The sequence below is a fragment of the Rhodoferax sp. genome (assembly GCF_030653815.1).
Taxonomy (GTDB): domain Bacteria; phylum Pseudomonadota; class Gammaproteobacteria; order Burkholderiales; family Burkholderiaceae_C; genus Rhodoferax.
This window is the reverse complement of record NZ_JAURYQ010000009.1, coordinates 68949-92148: the sequence shown is the minus strand read 5'-3', so window position 1 is coordinate 92148 and position 23200 is coordinate 68949. Positions and strand designations below refer to the sequence as shown.

General features: G+C 59.6%; 17 protein-coding genes, 1 pseudogene and 1 other annotated feature. Of the genes and pseudogenes, 8 read left to right on the top strand and 10 right to left on the bottom strand.

The features are described 5' to 3' along the window. Positions 1–454 precede the first annotated feature (454 nt). Positions 455–5116, bottom strand: a complete 4662-nt coding sequence (locus Q7U49_RS03405; RefSeq protein WP_304762350.1) for a response regulator — start codon at positions 5114–5116, stop codon at positions 455–457. A 231-nt stretch (positions 5117–5347) separates the two neighbouring features. Continuing rightward, positions 5348–5502 (bottom strand): annotated as a pseudogene (locus tag Q7U49_RS03400) (sulfate transporter subunit); the annotation flags it as partial. 134 nt (positions 5503–5636) lie between these two features. On the opposite strand from Q7U49_RS03400, the gene Q7U49_RS03395 reads away from it, so the two are divergent. Beyond that, positions 5637–5984, top strand: a complete 348-nt coding sequence (locus tag Q7U49_RS03395) for a hypothetical protein (protein ID WP_304762349.1) — start codon at positions 5637–5639, stop codon at positions 5982–5984. Here the strand turns inward: Q7U49_RS03395 and Q7U49_RS03390 are convergent. From Q7U49_RS03390 to Q7U49_RS03380, 3 genes are all read right to left on the bottom strand, one after another. After that, a complete protein-coding gene (locus tag Q7U49_RS03390; RefSeq protein ID WP_304762348.1) occupies positions 5949–6173 on the bottom strand; it encodes a hypothetical protein in 225 nt (74 codons plus the stop codon). The two genes, Q7U49_RS03395 and Q7U49_RS03390, sit on opposite strands and share 36 nt — an antisense overlap. A gap of 45 nt (positions 6174–6218) precedes the next feature. Beyond that, positions 6219–7447, bottom strand: a protein-coding gene (locus tag Q7U49_RS03385) for an IS3 family transposase (RefSeq protein ID WP_304762347.1) whose coding sequence is annotated in 2 segments (ribosomal slippage) — positions 6219–7156 and positions 7156–7447 — 1230 coding nt in all. Because the reading frame shifts where the segments join, the coding sequence is not laid out codon by codon here. Further along, positions 7050–7166 (bottom strand) — a sequence feature (AL1L pseudoknot). Its footprint overlaps the gene before it by 117 nt. Before the next feature lie 164 nt (positions 7448–7611). Continuing rightward, positions 7612–8607, bottom strand: a complete 996-nt coding sequence (locus Q7U49_RS03380; protein ID WP_304762346.1) for a hypothetical protein — start codon at positions 8605–8607, stop codon at positions 7612–7614. Positions 8608–8711: 104 nt separating this feature from the next. On the opposite strand from Q7U49_RS03380, the gene Q7U49_RS03375 reads away from it, so the two are divergent. The 5 genes from Q7U49_RS03375 to Q7U49_RS03355 all read left to right on the top strand — a co-directional run bounded on the left by Q7U49_RS03375 (position 8712) and on the right by Q7U49_RS03355 (position 15385). Further along, positions 8712–9614 (top strand): competence protein CoiA family protein, encoded by a 903-nt coding sequence (locus Q7U49_RS03375; RefSeq protein WP_304762345.1) that lies wholly within the window; start codon positions 8712–8714, stop codon positions 9612–9614. A 270-nt stretch (positions 9615–9884) separates the two neighbouring features. Next, the gene (locus tag Q7U49_RS03370; protein ID WP_304762344.1) at positions 9885–10295 is read left to right on the top strand and encodes a hypothetical protein; all 411 of its coding nucleotides are present in this window, start codon (positions 9885–9887) and stop codon (positions 10293–10295) included. Positions 10296–10864: 569 nt separating this feature from the next. Beyond that, a complete protein-coding gene (locus tag Q7U49_RS03365) occupies positions 10865–12874 on the top strand; it encodes a GspE/PulE family protein (RefSeq protein WP_304762343.1) in 2010 nt (669 codons plus the stop codon). 146 nt (positions 12875–13020) lie between these two features. Continuing rightward, positions 13021–14769, top strand: coding sequence for a sensor histidine kinase (locus Q7U49_RS03360; protein WP_304762342.1), 1749 nt, complete (start codon positions 13021–13023; stop codon positions 14767–14769). After that, on the top strand, positions 14753–15385 hold the full coding sequence (locus Q7U49_RS03355; RefSeq protein WP_304762341.1) for a response regulator transcription factor: 633 nt from the start codon (positions 14753–14755) through the stop codon (positions 15383–15385). Before Q7U49_RS03360 ends, Q7U49_RS03355 begins: the two co-directional genes overlap by 17 nt. A gap of 16 nt (positions 15386–15401) precedes the next feature. Here the strand turns inward: Q7U49_RS03355 and Q7U49_RS03350 are convergent, their stop codons facing one another. The 3 genes from Q7U49_RS03350 to dsrO are packed head-to-tail and all read right to left on the bottom strand — an operon-like array spanning position 15402 to position 20298. Next, positions 15402–18488 carry a molybdopterin dinucleotide binding domain-containing protein gene (locus tag Q7U49_RS03350; protein WP_304762340.1) on the bottom strand — a complete coding sequence of 1029 codons (3087 nt, stop codon included), beginning with the start codon at positions 18486–18488 and terminating at the stop codon, positions 15402–15404. Continuing rightward, positions 18485–19570 (bottom strand): NrfD/PsrC family molybdoenzyme membrane anchor subunit, encoded by a 1086-nt coding sequence (gene nrfD, locus Q7U49_RS03345; RefSeq protein WP_304762339.1) that lies wholly within the window; start codon positions 19568–19570, stop codon positions 18485–18487. The genes Q7U49_RS03350 and nrfD overlap by 4 nt, the downstream gene beginning before the upstream one ends. 2 nt (positions 19571–19572) lie before the next feature. Then, positions 19573–20298, bottom strand: a complete 726-nt coding sequence (dsrO, locus tag Q7U49_RS03340; protein ID WP_304762338.1) for a sulfate reduction electron transfer complex DsrMKJOP subunit DsrO — start codon at positions 20296–20298, stop codon at positions 19573–19575. A 159-nt stretch (positions 20299–20457) separates the two neighbouring features. Here dsrO and Q7U49_RS03335 point away from each other — a divergent pair, with 159 nt between their 5' ends. Both Q7U49_RS03335 and Q7U49_RS03330 read left to right on the top strand, forming a co-directional pair. Continuing rightward, positions 20458–20664 (top strand): hypothetical protein, encoded by a 207-nt coding sequence (locus Q7U49_RS03335; protein WP_304762337.1) that lies wholly within the window; start codon positions 20458–20460, stop codon positions 20662–20664. Positions 20665–20666: 2 nt separating this feature from the next. Further along, entirely contained in the window at positions 20667–21512 is an 846-nt protein-coding gene (locus tag Q7U49_RS03330; protein ID WP_304762336.1) for a TlpA disulfide reductase family protein, read from the top strand. Between the two features lie 133 nt (positions 21513–21645). Here the strand turns inward: Q7U49_RS03330 and greB are convergent, their stop codons facing one another. Both greB and Q7U49_RS03320 read right to left on the bottom strand, forming a co-directional pair. Continuing rightward, the gene (gene greB / locus Q7U49_RS03325; protein WP_304762335.1) at positions 21646–22200 is read right to left on the bottom strand and encodes a transcription elongation factor GreB; all 555 of its coding nucleotides are present in this window, start codon (positions 22198–22200) and stop codon (positions 21646–21648) included. 5 nt (positions 22201–22205) lie between these two features. Further along, positions 22206–23117 (bottom strand): DNA ligase, encoded by a 912-nt coding sequence (locus Q7U49_RS03320; RefSeq protein WP_304762334.1) that lies wholly within the window; start codon positions 23115–23117, stop codon positions 22206–22208. Positions 23118–23200 lie beyond the last annotated feature (83 nt).

Sequence of the window (23200 nt, the reverse complement as noted above, 5' to 3'; positions counted from 1 at the left end):
GTCAATTTTGGAGCGGCACTTATGCCGCTGTGGACACTCAAAAAGGCCAATCGAATATCAATCCCAGTTGACGGGACTTTTGGGGATGTCAGCTTTCCCATTCGATGGAAAAAAATGAATCACCGCTTCACACGAACCTGGATGACCGTTAGCTGACACTCCATAGTGCACTCTGGGGCTGATTACGGTAACTCGAACTCAGCTTCGAAATACTTCTACCGCGAGATTGTCGAGCCTCCTCTTTACAGCTTCCATGCCTCCATCGTCGCCGTTCTGGCCGGAATCATTCTGGTGTTTGGACTGGCTTCCAGGTTCGGGCCGCGGGTTAGTCACGCGACGCTTGGCATCTCGACAATGGCCTTGGTCCTTTTCGGCTTCTTCCAGATTTTTAAATCAGTGATGTGAATGGTTGCCGGCACATTTTCTTTGCGGCTGGGCCATCAGGCATGGCAGGTCACCGGATGACTAGGCCGTCGTCGGCCGTCGTTGATTGGCGTGCCGATTCAAGCGTCGTCCTGGCAGTATCGAAGTCAAAGTTCTCGATCTCCTCGGCGAGCTTGTTGAATACCGAGGGAAACGCGGACCGCAGCAGCTTGGCGTTCACCGCGAAGAAGTAGCTTGCCTCGCAGTTGTCCTGTGCCAACAACTCGGCAAGTTCGCCGCTGACAGCTGCGAGCTTGACTTGATCCACGACAGCAGGTGTGCCATCCATTTTCTGGCGCGGCAGTTTTGCTTCCAATTGGCTGATCAGGGTCGCGAGTTCCCTGGCAAAGTCATTAAGTCGCTGATCAATCAGCGTTCGGGCCTGTCGCTCGCGGATCGCCAGCTCCAGTTCTGCGGCGACACCTTGCAGAACGCGCGCGCCCAGGGTGCCAGCCACCCCTTTGATGGTGTGTGCCAGGCGCTCGGCGCCAGCCCAGTCGCCGTCGAGCGCGCTGCTGACCGCATCGGCGTCCATCTTGTGCTTCTTGACAAACAGGCGCAGCAGCGAGACATAGGTCGACGTGTTGCTCAATACGCTTCGCAAGCCGGCACTGACATCGAGCCCTTCGACGTCTGTGGGCACTTCAGGCGCGACAGTAGCGGCGTCCTGCGCCGACCCTGCCAGAACAGCGGGGGCCTCTTGGGGCGAGGCATCGCTTTGCGCCAGATTCGGTTTGACCCAGCGCATCAGCATCGACCAGAGCTGATCGGGCTCGATCGGCTTGGCGATGAAGTCGTTCATGCCGGCCTGCAGGCAACGCTCACGGTCCTGTTGCATGACATTGGCGGTCATGGCAATGATCGGCAAGTCCCGGTACTGCGCCAGCTTGCGGATTTCAAGGGTGGCGGTGACGCCATCCATGACCGGCATTTGCATGTCCATGAAGATCAGGTCGTAGGACGATGTCTGAACTTTCCTGACGGCGACTGCACCGTCTTGCGCCACATCGACGACCAGGCCAGCCCCGATCAGCAGGTCCTTTGCCACCTCCTGGTTCAGTTCGTTATCTTCGACCACCAGGATGCGTGCGCCCTTGATCGCAGCAGGCAACTCGGCTTGCGGGTTTGGCGCTGGCGCTGGCTCGGCTGCCTCGTTGCGTTCGCCGCCCAACATCTGCATGGCGGTGTCAAACAGCAGCGAGCGCGTCACAGGTTTGATCAGGTAGCTTTCGATACCGGCGGCGCTGGCCTGCGTCATTAGTTCCTCGCGCCCGTAGGCGCTGACCATGACCAGGTGCGGCGTGGCCTGCAGTCCGAGCGCGCGGATTCTGCGGGCCGCCTCGATCCCGTCCATGCCCGGCATCTGCCAGTCGAGAAACGCGATCGCGTAAGGTTTTCCGTTAGAGACGGATTGCCTGATGGCTTCAATGGCCCGTGCGCCCGAGCTTGCCTCCTCGACCACAAAGCTCATCAAGGCCAGCATGTCCCGCAGCACCATGCGCGCGGTTTCGTTGTCGTCGACCACCAACACGCGCAGGCCGCGCAGGTCCGGTCGCGGCAGCAGCTCCGCCGCCCGCGCGGAGCCAATGCCTAGGCGGGCGGTAAACCAGAATGTGCTGCCCTTGCCCGGCTCGCTCTGGACACCGACCTCGCCGCCCATCAACTCGGCCAGTCGCTTGGAGATCACCAGGCCGAGCCCGGTGCCGCCGAACTTGCGCGTGGTTGAGCTGTCGGCCTGCTGGAAGCTTTGGAACAGTTGGGCTTGCTGTTCACGGCTCAGGCCGATGCCGGTGTCGCACACGGCGAAGTGGAGCAGAGCTTCGTCGCGGCTGCGTTCCTTGAGTCGAACGACGATGTTGATTTCGCCCTGTTCCGTAAATTTGACGGCATTGGAGCTGAAATTGAGCAAAACTTGCTGAAGCCGCAAGGCGTCGCCGATCAGGCTGCGCGGGACATCGGAGGCGATATCGATCGTTAATTCGAGCCCTTTGTCGCCGGTCTTCTCGCTCAGCAGCGTGGCGACATTGATGGCCATTTTGTCGAGGTCGAAATCGGCACGTTCCAGGCTCAGCTTGCCGGCTTCGACTTTGGAGAAGTCGAGGATGTCGTCAATGATGCCGAGCAGGTGCTGGCCGGCGCCCTGGATCTTGGCGAGGTAGTCACGCTGGCGCAGCGTGAGTTCGGTTCTGAGCAGCAGGTGGGACATGCCGATCACCGCATTCATCGGCGTTCGGATTTCGTGGCTCATGTTGGCCAGAAAGTTTGTCTTCATGCGCGCCGCGGCCTCGGCCAGCGTTTTGGCTTGAAGCAACTGCTCAATGGCGGCGCGCTCGGTGGTGATGTCGTCGACGATGCAAACCGTGCCCTTGGACCGGTCTGCCGGATCAACCGCCGTGCCCGTCAGTCGCACCCACAAGCGGCTGCCGTCCCGGCGTTTCAGCTGCTGCTCGCTGCTGTGAACTTCGCCATGCCATGTCCGCTCGTCGGCCTCGCCGCCGCCGGCCAGATTCGCGCGCTCTGCGGGGTACCAGATCGCGGTGGGTTTGCCGACCATCTCACCCACTGGCCAGCCGAACAGCGCATGCATCCTACGGTTGCAGCGCGTGAAAGTCCCCTCCGTGATGAGTGCGATGCCACAACTGGCGGTGTCGAAGATGGCCTGCTGTTCCTCATTGGCGCTGCGTAACGATTCGGCCATTGTTGCCAGTTCGGCGGTTCGTTCGACCACCCGGCGCTCAAGTTCCAGGCGGTAGTCGGCCAATTCACGCTCGGCTACCTTTTGCTGCGTGATATCGGTCCAGACCACGTGCAGCACATCCTTGCTGCCCTGGCGGATCGCCGTCAGGAGCACCTTGGCGATGAAATGCTCGCCGTTGGCGCGGATGTGCTCCCACTCGAAAGCATGGCTGCCGGTCTCGAATGCCGTGCTGATCAGCGAGACCACCTTCTCGCTGGAAAGCTGCCCGTCGGGTTGCCGCAGCGGTGAGATGTCGATGGGTGAAAGGCCGATGAACTGATCCAGTCGCTCCATGCCCAGCATTTCGAGCGAGGCCTTGTTGGCGGCAACAAAGTGGCCGTTCTCAATCAGGGTGATGGCTTGGCGGGTTTCTTCGAACAGGGTGCGGAAGCGCTCCTCGTTATCGCGCAGCGCGTCTTCAGCTTTGCGGCGTTCGGTGACATCGATGGCGACACCGTCCCACACAATGCAGCCGTCCGCTTCCAGGTGGGGTTGCGAATTCACATCCAGCCAGAGCTTGCGCTTATCGGCCAGGTTGAAGAGCAGCACGCCGCCATAGGCACTGAGCTCCTGTGCGCTCCTGGCCTGAGCCTTCAGATACTCTTGCATCGATTCTGGCGCGAGGTTTGCAAACAGCACAGACGCGTCAGCCGTGACCCGAGCCGGCGGCACGCCGATCAACTTTTCGACACCGGTACTGATGTAGGTGAAACTCGACTGCCCGTTGGGCGTCAGACGATATCGGTAGACGAAGCCATTGGGCAGGTTGTCGCCCAGCGATTGGATTTGCTGGTTGATCCTGGACTTTTCAGCTTCGATTTCAAACGCCTGCAGCGCCCGTTGCTGATGCAACAGCTTCCAGAACGCCAGCATGACGGCGAGTGCCGCAACCAGCATGATGGCCACGATCCACCAGAATGCCTGCCACATTGGCGCAAGAACTTCGGCACGGTCGATTCGGACGACAATTCGCCAATCTGTTCCCTCGATGGGGCGATAGCCCGAGAGCACTTCGACACCGCGGTAATCAATGTTGCGCATGGTGCCAGGTCGATCTGATTGAACCGCAATTGCAGCGGGCAGCGCAGGTGTGTTCAATGGCCGCTTGTATTTCAGGGCGGCGCCCTTGACTTGCGGCAAATCACTAAGGGCCAGCACAAAATCCCCATCCCTGCGCACCAGGGACCCCCCTGCGCTGGCGCTCTTTGTGGGCCAGGTGCTGATCAAGGGGAAAAGAAAAGTTTTCGGATCAACACGAAGCACGACGGTTGCCATCGGCGCCTGCTTTCCCAAACCTTCCGGAATGATCGGCACGATCCAGTCCATCTGAACATCACCTTCTGCATCCAGGTACAGATCGGTATGGAGCACCCGGTTCTGAGTCATGGCTTGAAGGTATATGGCCTGCGCGGCCGCAGGCATGTCGGTGTCGCTGCCGCTGCTCAGCAGGAGGTTTCCGGCGTTGTCCAGCAACAGAATGCTGTTGTAAGAAAATGCCTGGCGCATGGCGTCAAACCGATCCAGCAAAGTGTTGTCCGAGCGCTTGGGATCATTGGCGGCGCTCTCTATGACCGTGGCCAAGCCCTTCGATGCGAACAAGGTAATGGCATCGCCATTCCTTTCGCCCAGCCAGTTTTCAATCGCTTCGGCCTTGAGTTTGGCGATGCTCTCCAGATTGCTGTATTCCCGCTCTTCGAGTTGCCGGCTTTGGAAGTTGACGAAGCTCGTACCGACAACCGTTGCCATCAGCACAAAGGCGATGAGCAAAAGCGTGTACTGTCTGAACATGACAGACCTGGGCGCGGGCTGGTCTCCGTCAGCTCGCTGGCGCCGCTCAGAATCTGACTGGCTCGCTTCCATCATTTCCCCTCGTACTCGGACTCCATCGCCGGCTTGCTTTCGGTTGCTGCAGGGTCCAGCATCTCGACCCTGCGCTTGAGCGGGTGCCGTACTCAATCAGGATCCGCAGGTTCTCTGTTGCGTCATCGACGATGAGCACGGCTCTTTGCATGAGGCCCTGGACTGTCATTCTGCACCACACTTGTGTCGATCTCAACTTCTTTGGCATTGTGCCATTTTCAGCATGCCGAATTCCTTGGTCGCTGCGCTCCCGGCGCCACTCCGGCAGGATCGACACGTCGACTCAGACCGCGGGATCAAATTGCCTCCTGGCTGACAGTCGCGGCTTTACTGCTTCAGGTAAATTTGGTCAAATAAAGCGCCATCGAAAAATGATCCTTGGCTGCCTTGATCCAGCCGCCGAAGGCTTTATCAATGGTGAACAGCTTGAGCTTGAACAGCTGCTTGACGTACTTGGCCTGGAATTTCTCGGAAATCGGGCGCTAGTGTAGTGTTTCGTTCTGTTTAGAACTTAATCGAGAGTTTGCACGAATGAACTCCAGTTCTAGGCCCTTTGAAGCCGTTCGAGGCAGGCAGTTTTCCGGCGCTACAGTTCAACCCCAGTCAGAAGCCGTTCATGGCATTCGGTAGCGTGCGCCACGCTGGCCTGAGTGCCTACGACCAGAGCTTTGCGCCCGACCTGCCTGTGGAATTCCTCGACACGGCCGGCTTTGGCTTCCTCGAAATCACAATCCCTGAAAGCCGCTCCACCGCCAACCCCGAAGAAGCGGATTTTCTGCTCAAGCGCCTCGCCCAACTCCTGGCGCCCTACGAGCAGGCCGAGCACCAGCAGAAACCATTCTCATCCCAGGCTTGGTCCCAGACGTCCAAGTTATGGAACAAGGCTTATGAGAGTCATCGACCTCAGTTGGACCCGACAAGCCGTGCGCTACGAAGAGCAACTGCAGTACGAGGTACCGCCTAATTCAAAGTACTCATCCCGCTTCTTGGTGTAATACAGCGCGGCAAGCTCTGGTGACTGTTCGCTGTAGGGGTCAGCCAGCAAGTCGTGCAGTTGCCGCACCAGTGTGAAGTCCCCAGCGTCCGTGGCGCTGCGGTAGGCCTGCACCAGCATCCACTCTCTTGGGATGTACTTGGGGTTGACCAGCTTCATGGCCATTGAATCGCCCCGGGTTTCGTGGAGGCCAGTTGGTTAAAGTCAGACCGTGTTTTCGGTCTTCTCGGCGAGTTGCCGATAGTAGTTTGCCTCAGCCTCGGCCGGTGGAATATACCCAATCGGCTCCAGCAGTCGGATGTGGTTGAACCAGTGCACCCATTCAAGGGTGGCCAGTTCCACGGCTTCCTTGGTTTTCCAGGGAGCACGGCGGTGAATCAATTCGGCCTTGTACAGCCCATTGATTGTCTCGGCCAGGGCGTTGTCATAGCTGTCGCCACGACTGCCCACCGAAGGTTCTATCCCGGCCTGGGCAAGGCGCTCGGTGTAAAGGATGGAGACATACTGCGAACCTCTGTCTGAGTGATGGATCAGTGCACTTTGGTCTGGCTGACGGTCATACAAAGCCTGCTCCAGCGCATCGAGCACGAAGTCGGTGCGCATGGAACTGCTGACACGCCAGCCCACGATGCGCCTGGCAAACACATCGATCACAAAAGCCACGTATTGCCAACCCTGCCAAGTTGAAACATAGGTGAAATCCGACACCCACAACTGATTGGGGCGATCGGCTTTGAACTGCCGATTGACCCGGTCCAATGGGCAAGGCAGCGCCTTGTCTGGGACTGTCGTGCGCACGACTTTGCCCCGGCGCACGCCCTGCAGCCCCAGGCGTTTCATCAGTCGCTCGACCGTGCAGCGGGCCACCTCGACGCCTTCACGGTTCATCTGATGCCAGACCTTGTCTGCGCCGTAGACCTGCATGTTGGTTTGCCAGACTTGCTGGATTTTCGGCATCAGGGTGGCATCGGTCTTGGCACGGACACAACGCAGCTCTGGTTTGCGTTGGCAAGCAGCATGGCGACGATACCCTGACGGGGCAATCTGTAAAACTTTGCAGATTGGCTCGACCCCGTAGGTGTCGCGGTGTTTGTCCACGAAACCTCTCAGGACTTCAGTCGGCGGTCGAGCTCCGCCTGGGCAAAAAACGCACTGGCCAGCTTGAGGATTTCATTGGCCCGGCGCAGTTCCTTGTTCTCCCGCTCCAGGGCTTTGATGCGATCACGCTCCTCGCTGGTGACGCCATCGCGCAGTCCGGTGTCGATCTCTTGCTTGCGTACCCATTCATGCAGCGTCTGGGGGACGCAGCCGATCTTGGGTGCAATTGATTCAACGGCAGCCCACAGGGATGCATATTCGCCACGGTGGTCCTGCACCATGCGTACGGCGCGTTCGCGCACTTCAGGGGAAAAACGATTTGATTTCTTGCTCATGGCTCCATCTTCTCAAAGTTTGGAGCCTCCTCAATTCCCGGGGCGATTCACTTGTGAGAAATCGTTGGGGCTTTTTTGCGTCCAGGACTGGTCAATGCGTGCTGCTTGGGTTCTGCATTGGTTCGGCTATGGGTATCTGGGGTATGGACAGGTGACTTATCTGATCAAACCACGTACCTCTGTCCAATGTGTGTCACACGATCAAAAGTAAAAACATGATCATGCGGCGCTTCCCCGCAGCATCCAAATAGCCGCCTGGAATTCAATCCCGTTCCATACCGGAGCTCAATTCTTCCGGCACAAATCGGACAAACGCCGTTGAAGCGAACGATCCGTACATGCTTTCCATTCGCGTCTTGCGCCAAGTCTAGTTGAGCCCGGTCTTCCTTCAGACTACACAGAAGCTCCCCTGCAAAGACGATCCGATCATCCAGCAACCATGTCCAAGGGCGAATCAAGTATCGCCAGAACACCCAAGTGGTAGCTATCAACATCAAGGTCAATATCAGGTCACTGGTCAGCATTGGCCGTTGTAGCAATCGCATTGTCCAAAACAAATATCCACAATAAAGCGTCAAAGCGACGGAACACAACATCAACCCGGCCCAGACCGCCCCTCTGGCCGATCTGGTCACAAAAGCGCCCTTGCCAAGCAATATTCTTCCAAGCAAACTGAGTTTTATCTCGCTTGACGGGGTGAAATCGTAAACAAGTTCGGGCTGAACCCGCTGGGTACTGGTTCGGGGTTGGTTTAGATCCTCTTGTTCATTGCCATCCGTTGTTTCATTCGGCGTCGGCAAGTCGTAGACCTTCAGGTACCAGGGCGCCCGATGCCTCCCTGTTGTCTTCCGCTGCGCGACAGCAATCCCCTGAGAATGGCCTTTGCCCCTGAAATATGCCTGCAGTTCCGCCTGCCTGGCCTCCAAAAACAACCCTACCTTGGCCCGGATGAACCAGCGTTTAGCGGCGTCGTAGTCCCATTCACGGTCTGGCTGACAGGCCTCAACCAACTGATGGACATCAAATTCTCTTTGTGATGGATCCGCGCTGTTAGCGCGTCCGAGCGTATCTCGGGCCAGCGCATTCACGATTTGCCACGCGTGCGCATCAGATCGATTCTCATTCAGCCAGTCGATCAGGCATTGAACCAGTGCTTTCATAACCCCCCTTGTACCAGTATGTGGATGGTTGCGGGCTGGTTCACACCGACGCAACACGAAACACTAAGAACCACCCCGAACCTAGTTTTACAAGGAGTGTTTCTATGTCTTCTCTTTTTGGTCTCAACGAGTTTAATCAACTTATTCATGTACGTGAGGCTACACGAGGCCTGGCCTGCCAATGTCGCTGCGTCGTTTGCGATGAGCCTTTAGTCGCCCGCCAAGGTCAAGTTCGTGAACATCATTTTGCTCATGCGTCAAACCGCGAACCCTGTGACTCAAACCACGAGTCACTGCTTCACCAGTACGCCAAACAGCTGATCGTCCAAGCCAGCGGCCTCACAGCTCCCATGACGCCGACTGTGGCTCGGCTTCTGGCACTTGAAGACCATACGACGTCAACATTTCTGCAAGCCCTATCCGCTGTCCAAGAGGAAGTGACGATGGGATGCATCAGGCCGGACCTATTGGTGGTCACCGCAGATGGCATTCAAGTGGCTATCGAGATCGCCTATTCTTCATTTTGTGATTTGATCAAGGTTGCAACCTTTGAAAAACTCAATCTACCGGCACTGGAAATCGACCTAAGCCGCTTTACACCAGACAACTTCGACCCGGATGAAGTAAAAAAGGCCGTGATTGAGTCACTTGCCAGGAAAAACTGGGTCTGGCCAACTGCGCAACAGCAAGAAATTGAGACGCCTGCGCCTCCGGTTTCACCGCCTCAACCGATGGTCAGACAATACCTGCCAGAAGAAATAATCAATTTCTCAGGGCGGTGGGTGTCAGTCAAGCAGTTTTCCAGTGGGGACATCGCCGTAAGGGTTGTTGCTTTCGATCCGGACTTAGTGTCCCTAGTCAGAAGTCTGGCAAAGGCCCATCGTGCTCGGTACAACCCGCAATACAAAACCTGGAACATCCCACGCTGGGGAGCGAACTCGGTCATACAGCAGTTGCGTCAACACGCCCAAAGCCTGCAAATTTCAATAGGCCCAGGAAGTCCGTAGGTCCCTGGTTCGAACCCAGGTCGAGGAGCCAAAATACACCAGTGAATCAAGCTCTTACGAGAAATCGTTGGGGCTTTTTTTACGTCCAAGTCTGGTCATTGCGTGCCGTTTGAGTTCTGCATTGGTTCGGTTGAGCTATTTCCGAAAGTGACTCTGAATGAACACATCGTCGGCTCCAGTGCTTTTCACCTCTCGAACAGTACTCAAGTCATGGACGACATAGACATAGCGTACAGTTGAGCACATACAAAAAATCAAAGGGAGTTTTCAATGAAATGGCTATTTTTTGTGGTCGCCCTACTTCCGCTCTGGGCACACTCAGGATCGATTTACCTTTGCAGAGCTTACAGCGGAGGAACATTTTGGGCACAGGCGCACTGCAACCAACACAACGCCCTGATTGAACGCATCGTCAGTGTCCCCGACAGCATGCCCTTCGATCAACAAGTGAAGTTAGCCGAACAACAACGTGCGCCTATGAACAGTACTACCACGGTGACTAGAACGACAACTATCAACGACTCGTCAGCAACAAACCGCCTTTCAGAATGCAAAGCGCTGGATGCTCAAATCACAAATTTCGACTCAATGGCGCGACAGCCACAAAGTGGACAGATGCAAGACTGGATAAGTGGAGAAAAAAAGAAAGCTCGAGATCGACAGTTTTATCTCAAATGTTGAAAACGTGACAATTTTGGCGAGTTCTAACGAAACGTGACGAGCGAAGACGAGCCTAAGTCTCTGATAAATAAGCGTTTTCACCCACTCTTAATCCGTAAGTCGAGAGTTCGAATCTCTCAGTTCCCACCAGTCAAAGCCTTATGGCATATAAAAAGCCTGCTAGTTAATTCGTAGCGGGCTTTTTTGTTTGAATTTACGATGTAAGGGCGGATGCAAGACTTTCTGAGCAATCGTTTTCAACATACCCGAATCACGACAGGCCTGAAAGGCTCATGCACACCGAATGCTTCCGTCAGGCGTGAAGCGCCTGATAGCCTGCACCAGCCCCCTACCCTGCCTGCGAAGCGGGCGAGGCCCAGGGTGGGCGGAGCAGACAGGAAGCCGACAAAAAAACGGTGGCTTTCGGTGCACCCAGTCGCCACGATAGCATGCTCGACGGCAGTACCGGTCACCGGGTTTCACCTCACGCGGAGATAATTGTCATCAAATCAACTTTTTAAATCGTGTTTTTCGACAGAACCTTGCATACCAATGTTTTTCGTAGATCACTGCATAAAGGACAGGGAGAGATGACTTTTCACAAGAGCAAGAACAAGGGGCAAACCGTTCCCGATCTCAACTTTGCCGATAGCCCGGACACCGTACCCGCCAACCTGGACGTTTTCGAGGATTTACCGTCTTCGACCAAGCAGTTTCGTGGCCTGGTTGAAACGCCCGACCAACTCGTCGATGCATTGGCACTGCAGGCCATACTGAAGCCCATTCCGCTAGGGGAAGCGTTTGTGGCACTGGATCTGGTCAGCGCGGCACAGGTCGATGAAGCACTGCGCAGACAAAAAGAAGACAAGACGCTGCCCTTGGGCCAAATCCTGATCAACTCGGGCATGCTGTCGCAAGCCGACTTGCAGTCAGCGCTGGTGCGCAAGATGGGATACCCCTTGGTCGACCTCAAGAAGTTTCCGTTCGACTTCGCTGCCATCCGCCGTATTCCTCAAGAACTGGCTATGCGGCTGAAGGCCTTGCCACTGTTGGAATTACCCAAAGCGCTGGTGGTGGCGATGCCCGACCCGCTGAACTTCAAAGGCAACCAGGAGCTCGAGTTCTGCGTCGGTCTGAAAATCATCCCGGTCATGGCCAACATGGAGGACTTGCTCGTGACCATCGTCAGGCTGCATCGCGAGATCAGGATGCGCGGCATGCTGACCTCGGCCGAAAATGCGCCTGCCATCAAAATGAGCGCACCCAACGCTGACAAGCGGGATGCCTATCAGTTGGCGACCGAGCTGACCAAGGAGGCCATGGACCAGGCGCAAGAAGATCGTTCCGTTGAACAGTCCGACAGCACCTTGGTCAACCTGATCAACTCGATGATCAAGGAGGCGTCGAGCAACAACGCCTCGGACATTCACATCGAGCCTTATCCGGAGCGGCAAAAAGTACTCATCCGTTTTCGGGTCGATGGCGTGATGCGCCACTACCTTGAACTGCCCATGAGTTCGAGCAACGCCTTGGTCGCACGCATCAAGATCATGTGCGACCTGGACATCTCGGAGCGCCGCAAGCCCCAGGACGGCAAAATCAACTTTGCCAAATATGGCGGCTTTCCGCTGGAATTGCGCGTCGCCACAATCCCCACGAACAATGGGTTGGAAGATGTGGTAATGCGTCTGCTTGCCTCGTCCAAGGCCATGTCGATCGACACGATCGCCTTGAGCGCAGCCAATGTCAAGGCGCTGGACCGCATCATGCACCGCCCGCATGGCATGTTCCTGTGCGTCGGCCCGACAGGCTCCGGCAAGACCACCACGCTGCACGCCGCCTTGGGCCACATCAACAATCCGGAGCGCAAGATATGGACGGCCGAAGACCCGGTTGAAATCACGCAGTCCGGTTTGCGTCAGATCCAGGTGAACCCGAAGATCGGCTGGACTTTTGCTGCAGCGCTGCGCTCCCTGTTGCGTGCCGACCCCGATGTGATCATGGTGGGTGAAATCCGCGACCAGGAAACCGCCGATATCGCCATTGAAGCAGCGTTGACAGGTCACCTCGTGCTCTCGACCCTGCACACCAATTCGGCCGCCGAGACCATCGTGCGACTCAATGACCTGGGGGTGGATCCCTTTTCTTTTGCAGACGCGCTACAAGGCATCCTGGCGCAAAGGCTGGTCCGCCGCTTATGCCCGAAATGCGTGACGCGCAAGCCGCTACCCGATGAAGAGCTGGTTGAGTTGATCCAGGACTACCAGACGGCCCTGCCTGAAGCGCACCGGGAGCATGATTACCAGACCCTGACCGACCTCTGGACCGCGCGTTACGGCCTGAAAGGTCGCCTGCAGCATTACCACGCACCGGGCTGTGCCCACTGCGGTGGCACCGGGCTCAAGGGACGGGTGGCCTTGCACGAGCTCATGACCACTTCAACCGAGATCCGCCAGCTGGTGCAGCACCGGGCCCGCCCCAAGGAGCTCCAGGCCGCCGCCATCGCCGAAGGCATGCGCACGCTGCGACAGGACGGAATTGAAAAGGTCCTGGCCGGCTTCACCACCCTGGCTGAAGTGCGCGCAACGACCAACGACTAATCTGCGCCACATTTTTTGGCAGCACTGGCAAAGGCTTTCTGTCAGCGCTGTGCGTCTTGAACCAGGTCAACGCAGGCCCTATCTATACTGGCCTGATGCATAACATCGGCCACAAAAGGACCCTGCGATCAACTTTGTTGAGTGGCTTGATCGTTCTCCTGTGTTTCAGTGCTTCGCAGGTCCTGGGCAAGGACGTGGCGATCGGCGTCTTTGCCTACCAGGGTGAGCGCGCATCCACGTCCGACTGGAACCCACTCATCAGCTACCTGAACCGGGCGCTGCCAGAACACCATTTCCGTCTGGAAAACCATGATGCCGAAAGCTTGCGCCAAGCCATCGCCGGGGAGCGCATCGATCTGGCGATCACCAACCCGGGCTACTACATCGCGATGGAAGCCGAATTCGGCCTCAGCCGCATCGCCACGCTGGAGTCTGCGGGGGTCTCTGCTGCCAGGGCGCTGGGCTCGGTCGTCCTGGTGCGCAGTGACCGCACCGATTTGAAAGAACTCTCCGATCTGGCCGGGAAACGGGTTGCGGCCATTGCACCGGACGCCTTTGGTGGTTACCTGCTGGCTGCCCAGGCCATGCTGCACAGTGGCGTCGATCCGGCGACGGATCTCAAGGAAATTTTATTCATTGGCTTGCCGATGAACCGGGTGGTCGAGGCCGTGCTGCAAGGCAAAGTGGATGCGGGCATCGTGCGCGCCTGTGTGCCGGAACAAATGGTGCGCGAGGCACAGCTTCAGCCCGCTGACTTCCGGGTTTTGTCGCAGCGCCAGGAAAACCATTTTCCGTGCGCGCTGTCGACCCCCCTGTTCCCTGACTGGCCCCTGGCCGTCACCCGGCAAACCGACCCGGAATTGGCCAAACGTGTCGCTCACGCCCTGCTGTCGATGACGCAAGTAGCAGACGGCATGGGTTGGACCGTTCCTGCGGACTACCAACCGGTGCACGACGTGTATCGGGAACTGCGCGTCGGCCCCTACGCCTACCTGCGGGAAATCACGCCTGAAGGCCTGGCGCGCCGTTTCTGGCCCTGGCTGCTGGGTGCGCTGATCGCGCTGGCGGCCTGGATCACCCACACCGTCCGGGTTGAGCATCTGGTCCACCGCCGAACCGCACAATTGCGTGATTCCCTGCAGGCCAGGGAACAGGCCGAGTCACGCATGCGCGAAAGCCAGGAGCAAATGGAACACCTTTCAAGGCTGTCGGTGCTGGGCGAACTGTCAGGCAACCTGGCGCACGAATTGAACCAGCCCCTGACCACCATCGGCACCTATGCCCGCACCGTGCTGCGCCGCCAGGACAGCGGCCGCCTGACGCCGGACGCCATCAGCGAGGCCTGCAGCCAGATCGTCAGTGAAGCCGAGCGGGCGGGTGGCATCGTACAGCGCATTCGCCATTTCGCCAAAAAACGGGGTGCCGTGCGCGCGCCGGTGGACCTGGCGCTCATTGCCACGGAGGCGCGACATCTGATCATCGGCATGCTGGCCCATCCGCCCACCATCCACATCGACAATCGGCTACCTGAGCATTGCCGGGTGCTGGCGGACGGCCCGCAAATCCAGCAGGTCTTGCTGAATCTGATCAAGAATGCCCTTGATGCCGGGCGCAACCTGCCGCCCGAGCGGCACCGTGTTCAGGTGATTGTTGAAGCCGTTGACCACTGGGTTCATCTCCACGTCATCGACCAGGGTTGCGGTCTCGAAGCGCCACAATTGGCGCACCTGTTCGAACCATTTTTTACCACCAAGCCGGACGGCCTGGGCCTTGGGCTACCCATCTGCAAAACCATCATCGAAGCCCATGGCGGCCGGCTGTGGGCCGAGCCCAATGCCGATGGCCTGGGCATGCGTTTTTCCTTTTCACTCCCCTGCCATGACCTACCCACCTGAAGATTGCCTCGTCCACGTGGTGGACGATGATGCGGGACTGCGCCGCTCGCTGCGCTTCCTGCTCGATTCCGTGGGCTGGAGCGTCAAGCTCTACGCCTCGGCTGAAGAATTTCTCGACCTTGCCGCACCGCCAACGCAGCCGTCCTGCCTGCTGCTTGACATCCGCATGCCGGCCATGAGTGGCCTGGAACTGCAACAGGTGTTGCGCGAACGCGGTGTGCAGATGCCGATCCTGTTCATGACCGGCCACGCTGACGTGTCGATGGCGGTCCAGGCCATGAAGTCAGGCGCCAGCGATTTCATCGAAAAACCGTTCAAGGACCAGATGCTGCTCGACACCGTGGCCGCGGCCATCCGGCGCAGTGCCGAGGCGCTGGAGGAAGCGCAGCGGCGCGATGCCGCCCTGGCTGTGCTGGCCGCGCTCTCGCCCCGTGAAAAAGAAGCCGCCCGCCTGATCGCGCGCGGCCAACCCAACAAGCTGATTGCGGCCAGCCTGGGCATCAGCGAAAAGACGGTGCACATCCACCGCCAGCACATCATGGAAAAGGCCGCCATCTCATCGGCCGCCGAACTGGCCCGCCTGATGCTGCGGGCCGATCCAGCGGCGCTGGATTAGCCTAAAAGCGGCTTTTTCAGGCCCGGCGCAGGGTCGCCGGCAAACCGTTACGCACCGCGCCACCCGAAACCGAATCGACCCAGGGCGATTTGTCGGGGCGCGTCGGGTCGATCAAACCAATTTCGTTCAGGTTGACCCCGGCCGCCAGGCGCTGGTCTTGTGGCTGACGCGCACTGCCAATGCGATGCGCCCGCGCACCCAACTCCTTATGGCCGAAGCCATGCTCGAATGCCGCGACTCCCGGTGTGATGCCGGCATGCACCATGACCCGCGCCTTGAGGCTGCCCGACGGCGTCGTGATCACTGTCAAATCACCCATCTTGACATGCAGGCGAGCAGCATCATCCGGATGGATCAGCACCGGGTTTTCCGGATGCAGGCCAAGCAGGCGGGTGGCGCCAATCGAGTACGGGTTTTGCAACGCCGACTTGTAGCTGACCAGTTGCAGCGGCCACTTGTCCACCGGATAGAGCTTGCGCACCGGCGTGCCGTCGGCAAACGAGGGCTCGACCCAGGTTGCACATCCGCTGTAGCGCTTGCCAGTCAGGCTGTTCCTGGAGGCCCCCACGTTCTCGTTCCACAGATGGGACATGGCCTTCATCGGGTTACGCATCCACTCCGGGTTTTCCTCGTCGTAGGCATCCTTGGCCGGCTGATAGCGACCACCCCGGGTGAGCAGGAAAGCCACCTTCGCCACCTCTTCCGGCTTCAGGGTTTTTTCCAGCAGCGGGCGAATGCGCTCGACACCGCTGAGGCGGATGTCATCGTCGGTGGCGTCGGCCACCGGTTCCTTGCCCAACCAGGCAATGTTGGCGCCACCGCGCAGGTACCAGTCTTCGGGCCCGTGCAACGCGTAGGTGGCACCGTCCGGATCGCTGAGGGCTCCCTCACCAAAGCCGGGCAGTTGCATGGCCTTGGCCAGCGCGATAAAGAAGGTTTCCATGCCGATGGCACGGCCCTCGGGCGTCTTCGCGGCCTTGGGCTCGATGACCGGCCAGCGCGCGCTCATCGCCTTCGTCGGCACGCCGTTCCAGGCCGCGACCCAGCCCCAGCTTTCGTACATCAGCGAATCGGGAATGATGTAGTCGGCGTAGGCATTGCTCTCGTTGATGAAAGGATCAACCGAGATGATCAGCGGCAGCTTTTTCGGGTCGGCCAGGTCCTTGCCAATCTTGTTGCGCAGACCGGTGACGCCGTACAGCGGATTGGACGACCAGAGCACCAGCGCCTTCAGCGCATAGGGGTAGCCATTGATACCGCCGGGCAGCAGTTCGGTGGTGAGTCCGGGCGCATTCGGAAACCATGGCGCGGTCGCCGGATAGGGCTTGTTGTCCGCTTTCCTGGTGGCAAATTCGGCGGTCTTTTCATAGGGCACATTGCGCCCCAGCGGCGTTCCGGAAGGCTTGACCATGCCCGCAAACGTAGCCAGGTTGTAGCGCGGCCCCTCGCCGCTGTCCTTGAAGCCGCCGCCATTGGCGACGAAGCCGCCCTTCCAGTTGATATTGCCCAGCAGCGCGTTGATGCTCATCAGCGCATAGGCGTTGTAGAAACCACTGCCGCTCATCATGCCGCCGTGGGCGATGACCGAGGCGTGCTTGCCGTGCGAGGCCAGCTCCTTGGCCAGCGCCGCCAGGGTCTCGACCGGGATGCCGCAGGCCTGGGCATAGGCGTCAAGCTCCAGGCGCATGGCTTCCTCACGCAGCAGTTGCAGCGAGGACTTGACCCGGACCTCCTGGCCGCCGACCGTCAAGACGGTGTCGACAAACAAGGGGGCCGAACCTTTGGCCTGGTCACTGAACACCGGCTGGCCCGCATCATCCAGACAAACGAAGGCATCGCCCTCTTTGTAGCGTTGTTCTTCAGGCATGTCGACGCCCAGGTCGGAGGCGCGCAGAAAGCGTCGCTCACGGGGATGTTTCGGCTCCACGACGACCAGATGCGTCGCGTTGGAGAACGAGGGTTCGCCATTTTCCTTGGCCAGTTCAGCGTTCGGAAAACTCAGAAAACGGCTGTCGATGCGTTCATTCTCGAACAGCCAGCGGATGATGGCCATGGCCATCGCACCATCGGTTCCGGGACGAATCGGCAACCAGCGACCCCGATCGCCACTGGCGCGGTTGTCGGCGTGGGTCAGCACCGGGTCGACCACCACGTAGGACAACTTGCCCTCGGTGCGCGCTTTGGCGACCAAGGTGCCCTGGCGCTTGAACGGGTTGCCGGCCTGCCCGGGTGCCGTGCCGACAAAGAGCACAAACTCGGCATTGGAAAAGTCCGGCTTGCAATGCGGCATGGCCTTCATGTCACCGAACAGCGCGCCCGAACCCGAACGGTAGGAACCGCCGCAGTAAGAGCCGTGGCCGACGAAGTTGAGCGTGCCGTAGGACTGCTGGAAGAATCGGCGTGCGAAGCTGTCACGACCATCGTTGACGCTGGACAGCACCGCCACCTGATTGACCCGGGGCCCGAGCGCTGGTTGGGTGCTGTCGATGGGCGTTTTCAGATCGCGCAGGGCAGCCAGTCCGTCGACATGCCCTTCGCCAAACAGGTTGCCGCCTTCGACCAGCTCCTTGATCAGTTGATCAAAGGCAATCGGCGCCCATTGACCGCTGTTGCGCGCACCGACGCGCTTGAGCGGTGTCAGCACACGATACGGCGAGTCGATCTGCTGGGCCACCGCATTGCCACGGCCACAGGCCGTGGAGCGCCCCGCCAGTCCCTTGCCCTTGTGGCCGGAGATGGCAATGAAACTCTCGCGCACGCTGGCTTTCATCGGCAGGTGCGGATCGGTGGACAGCGGGCTGTAGGGGTTGCCCGCGACCCGCAGCACCTTGCCAGAAGCACGGTCGATGCGCACGCGCACGCCGCACATCGTGGTGCAACCCAGACAGGTCGTGTAACTGATCTGCTGCGCTGGATTGATCTCCAGATGGCCCTGGCGATCGACGCGGAACTCGGGTGCCGGGGCATCCCCCGCAGTTTTGTGCTTGGGGGCATCCTTGCCGAGGAGCTTGCCGACCACGCGACCCGCGGTTTCGGAATACCCGACGGCGAAGGCGGCCAGACCACCGAGTGCAAGAACTTGACGACGTTTGCTGATTTTCATGATTGAACTCCGTGGTCTTGCGCCAGATCATCCCAAGGAATGAGGCTGGTCAGAACAATGTAAAGGGTGAGACACAGACCGACCATGCCGACGATGCCAAGCAGGCCATCGGGCGTCAGGGTCAGGAAATAGTCGTGGGTGGTGGCGCCCATCTTGGGCAGGCTCTGGCTGACCATCAGCACGACCCAGCGCACCGTCCAGGCGCCCTGCAACGCGAACAGTGCCGGCAGGACCAGCGTATGACGCCGCGAACTGGCAAGCCACAGCGTCAGCAGGGTGCTGCCAAGCAGCCAGGCGCCAGTGACCCACCAGCTGAACGCGCCCTGCATCGCGGCCAGCGCTTCGGTTGCGGCACCCGATAAACCGGACACACCCGACAGCCACCAGGCCAGCAGCAGCAGCAGGATTGCCCATTGGCTGCGCACCAGCCAGCGATTGAGCAAAGGCGCCGCCGCCTTGTGGCCACGCAAGGCTTCAAACAGGGCCGTCATACCCAGGCCACCGCTCAGCGCGGTAACCAAAAAGAGCAGTGGCAGCACCGGGCTGTGCCACATTGGACGGGCCTGCACCACCATCACCTCCATGCCGGTGTAGAGCAGGATCAGCGCAGCGCCTATGCCGCCCAGAAGCGCCGCCGCCTTGATGGCGCCCGGGTTGTCATGGCCACCCAAGGCCAGTGTGCGGTAAACCCCCGCAAACCTGTCGCCGGATTTGCCCAATATCGCCAGTTGGGGGCGCAAACAGAGCCAGGCGTAGAGGAACAGTCCGAACATGTACAGTGGAATGAAGAAGGCCCCCCAGGCCATCCATGAGCCCAAGTTGGGGTGCAGGTAGAAATTGAGGAATCGTCCTGGCTGGTGCAGGTCGGCCAGCAAGGCGACCGGGCCGGCCACGCCACAGACCAGCGCCACCAGCAGCGCCCGCCGGGAGACATTGCGCCAGTCGGGATGGCGCCAGGCAAGCCCGGGCAAGGACAAAATGAAGGCACTGGTGGAAATGCCGATCAGAAAGAAATAGGTCACTGCCCAGGGCAACCAGGCCGGCTCACGCGCAAAGCCCAGCACTTCAACGGTCGTGTTCATGTTCATGCTCCTTGTTGGTTCGGGCGCCACATCATGTCGGCGGCAGAAGTGCCATCCACACGGCCCTTCAGGTGGTCGTCCAGACCGATGTAAAAGACCCTGGGCGACGTTTTGGCTTCGGGTTTGAGCACCTGAATGTGGCCCTCGGCCATCTTCAGCTGCTGGCTGATGTCGCTGTGCGGATCGTTGGTATCGCCAAAAATGCGTGCGCCGCCCACACAGGTTTCGACGCAAGCGGGCAGCAGTCCGGCTTCGAGCCGATGGCTGCAGAAGGTGCACTTGTCGGCCTTGCCGGTGTCGTGGTTGATGAAACGTGCGTCGTACGGGCAGGCCTGAACGCAGTAAGCACAGCCAACGCAACGGTCGCCGTCAACCACCACAATGCCGTCTTCCCGTTTGAAAGTCGCGCCCACCGGACACACGGGAATGCAGGGCGGCTGGTCGCAGTGGTTGCACAAACGCGGCAGCACGGAGAGGCCGGTTTTTCCGTCCCGACCCGTCACCGCGTAGGTCGCCACCACGGTGCGAAATTGCCCCTCAGGGGAAGCGTTTTCCATGGCGCAGGCCATGGTGCAGGCCTGGCAGGCAATGCAACGCCGGGTATCGACCAGCATCGACCAATGCGGGCCGGCTGTTTCTGCCGCCATGGCCGGCACGGCCAGGCCCGCGGTGACAGCCGGCAAAGTGGCGAAGAAAGCGCGCCGGGAAAGATCAGGATGAGCACTCATGCAAAGCTCCGTTTTTTGATGACGGAGTAAGGTTAAGCGCTGCGCTCAGAATTGAAAATCAGAAGAAAGAGGCATGGCCATAGGTAAATGTTCTTATCTGGCTCTATGCCGGTTGCGACGTGATCGAACGCGAGTTGTTTCCCGCGTGTGCAGCAGGCCTTGAACGACATGCAGTTGCTGCGCCCGGACGTCACCACCGACAATACCGACAACCAGGCGCCGATGCGTCGCCACCAGATTCTCGGCCCGCCCACCCTGCTGCTGATCGGCCCCGACGGCCGGGAGCGCCGCGGCGAGCGCATCATTGGTGTACTCGGTGCTGACGAATTTCTCGCCCGCCTGGCGCAGGCAAAACAAAGGAATTGAACATGCTGAACGTTAACCTGGGCCCCTTCGCCGTGCAGGTCAGTCATTTGCTATTGCTGGCCGCCTTGCTGGTCGCCGCTGGCGTTGGCCACCTGGTCGGTCGACGCCAGCAAGTCGGCATCGGCAACAGCCTGATCGACATGTGGTGGGTGGGCTTGCTGGCGGCACGCCTGACCTTCATCGTGGTCTGGTTTGATCTGTACCGGAGCGCGCCATGGTCGATGCTCGACATCCGCGATGGCGGTTTTACCCTGTGGGCCGGTCTGCTGGCGGCGTCCGGCGTGGCGCTCTGGCACGGCTGGCGCCAGCGCGCCCTGCGCCAGCCGCTGCTCTGGGGGCTCACTGCCGGACTGCTGGCCTGGGGCGCGCTGTTTGGCGTGACGGAGGCCTTGAGCAAGGCCACCCAACCAGGCCTGCCAACAGTGGCATTGACGACGTTGGCCGGCGCGCCGACCGATCTCGCTGCCATGGCCAAGGGCAAGCCGATGGTGGTCAATCTGTGGGCCACTTGGTGCCCGCCCTGCCGCCGCGAAATGCCCGTGCTGGCAGCGGCACAGCAGCAGACAACACAAGTCACCTTTGTCTTCGCCAACCAGGGTGAAAGTGGCACCGCTGTACAACGTTACCTGAGCACCAGTCAGCTGAATCTGGTCAACGTTCTGCTTGACCCGTGGAAGGCGCTGGGTCGCGCCATCGGCTCGACGGCGCTGCCCACCACACTGTTCTACGACGCCAGCGGACAGCTGGTCGACACCCACCTGGGTGAGCTGTCGGCCGCGTCGCTGGCCAGCAAATTGAACCGATTGCGCACCCGCACCAACCCCTCAACCAAGGAACAAACACCATGATAAAAAAATCAAGGACCCCATAGCGATGTCTTTGGGACCGGAAGAAATACTGTTATCTGGCGGTACCAAGCTCCCGCCGGCATCATGCCAAGCGATGAGACGTTGACAGGCAGTCATTCAGCACGCCATCGTTTTAGGGGCTCGGGTAACTCACCTTGATGACTTCGATCTCCTCCACCCGGTCCGGCATGACCAGCTTGAGCACGTCGCCCTCCTCGGCTTTGAGCAGCGTGCGCGCAATGGGTGAGATCCAGCTGACTTCGCCCCGGGCGCTGTTGGCTTCGTCAATGCCCATGATGGTCACGGTGCGCAGCTCGCCCTGTTCGTCCGCATAGGTGACGGTGGCACCAAAGAAGACGCGGGTGGTGCCGAAGTGCAGCGACGGGTCGGCGACCTCGGCAATTTCAAGGCGCTTGATCAAAAAGCGGATGCGCCGGTCGATTTCACGCAAGCGCTTTTTACCGTAGTGGTAGTCCGCGTTTTCCGACCGGTCGCCATTGCTGGCCGCCCAGTGCACGGCCTCCACCATCTTGGGACGGGTCACATCAATCAGGTCCTTGAGTTCGTGGCGCAGGGTGGCGAAGCCCTGGGGCGTGATGTAGTTCTTGCCGCCCGCAGGCAGGGGCGGCAGACGAAGCTCGTCATCCTCGTCCTCGGTGTCGGTTTCTTTGGTAAAGGCTTTGCTCATGCGCCTTATTGTGGCTGCACCCGCAAATACGAGGCAAAGCGAGGTAGACCTTTGGGTGTGCGGTCGCGGTAGCGGTAAGTCACCACGGCACCCACGGGCGGCGGGTCAGCGCGCTGGGCGTCGCTGAAACCGGTGCCCAGGGCAAACTGCTGGCCATCGGGCAGGGCCAGCAACAAGGCGCCCATGCGCCCGGCGTGGCGCCCTTTGCCCGGCAAGTGCGCGATGACGCGGGCTTCTTCGTCGGGCAGGGGTTTGAGCTTGAACAAGGCGTCACTGCGCCCCGGCGACCACAGGGCGTTGGCACGGTGCAGCACCAGGCCTTCGCCACCCTCGTTGACCATCTGTTTCAGCCGGGCTTGCAAGCCGGCAGCCTGGCGAACCTGTGTCTGAGCCACCGTCTGCAGCCAGGGCTGGTTCACCTCTGTCACCAGCGTTTGGATGCGCTGAGTGCGTTCTGCAAACGAACCCGGGGCACCGGGCAGGTCAAACACCATGTAGCGCAGTTGGCGCCATTCGGCCTCGACCGGCCGCTTTTTACGCACCGTGCCCGAGACTTCGTCAAAACGACCCCGGCCCAGCCACAGCTCGCCATCAAGCGGTGTTGTGGGCAGACCAGCGGCAAACCAGGCCGGCGTGGCAACGGGTAAGCCACTGCGAAAACGCAGGCTTTGGCCGTCCCAGAAGGCGCGCACGCCGTCGAGTTTTTCACTGACCAGATAAGGCTGGGGGTCCGCGCCGGAGGGCCAGAGTTTGGCGTGCATGAGCGCGGGCTGGACGGGTTGTGGGGCGGCATCCATCGTCAGTGCGGACGCTGGCACCGCTGGGGTGGCAGGGGCCGCCCATGCCCCCGTTGCCCAGATGCTGCCGAGCAGCAAGCACACAGGCGACAAGCGCCAGGAAAATTGGCTTTTTTTCATCTTTTTTGACTCCCTTGGTCCGGCTCGCGCCGGGCTTGTCAGACTGAAGTCTGACCTACAAAACAACCTACAAAACAACCTTC

Bases quoted from the DNA above. Each gene is read 5' to 3' on its own strand.
- Q7U49_RS03350 (WP_304762340.1), bottom strand. From the start codon at position 18,488: ATGAAAATCAGCAAACGTCGTCAAGTTCTTGCACTCGGTGGTCTGGCC.
- Q7U49_RS03355 (WP_304762341.1), top strand. From the start codon at position 14,753: ATGACCTACCCACCTGAAGATTGCCTCGTCCACGTGGTGGACGATGAT.
- greB (WP_304762335.1), bottom strand. From the start codon at position 22,200: ATGAGCAAAGCCTTTACCAAAGAAACCGACACCGAGGACGAGGATGAC.
- dsrO (WP_304762338.1), bottom strand. From the start codon at position 20,298: ATGAGTGCTCATCCTGATCTTTCCCGGCGCGCTTTCTTCGCCACTTTG.
- Q7U49_RS03375 (WP_304762345.1), top strand. From the start codon at position 8,712: ATGTCTTCTCTTTTTGGTCTCAACGAGTTTAATCAACTTATTCATGTA.
- nrfD (WP_304762339.1), bottom strand. From the start codon at position 19,570: ATGAACACGACCGTTGAAGTGCTGGGCTTTGCGCGTGAGCCGGCCTGG.
- Q7U49_RS03395 (WP_304762349.1), top strand. From the start codon at position 5,637: ATGGCATTCGGTAGCGTGCGCCACGCTGGCCTGAGTGCCTACGACCAG.
- Q7U49_RS03380 (WP_304762346.1), bottom strand. From the start codon at position 8,607: ATGAAAGCACTGGTTCAATGCCTGATCGACTGGCTGAATGAGAATCGA.
- Q7U49_RS03320 (WP_304762334.1), bottom strand. From the start codon at position 23,117: ATGAAAAAAAGCCAATTTTCCTGGCGCTTGTCGCCTGTGTGCTTGCTG.
- Q7U49_RS03365 (WP_304762343.1), top strand. From the start codon at position 10,865: ATGACTTTTCACAAGAGCAAGAACAAGGGGCAAACCGTTCCCGATCTC.
- Q7U49_RS03390 (WP_304762348.1), bottom strand. From the start codon at position 6,173: ATGAAGCTGGTCAACCCCAAGTACATCCCAAGAGAGTGGATGCTGGTG.
- Q7U49_RS03370 (WP_304762344.1), top strand. From the start codon at position 9,885: ATGAAATGGCTATTTTTTGTGGTCGCCCTACTTCCGCTCTGGGCACAC.
- Q7U49_RS03330 (WP_304762336.1), top strand. From the start codon at position 20,667: ATGCTGAACGTTAACCTGGGCCCCTTCGCCGTGCAGGTCAGTCATTTG.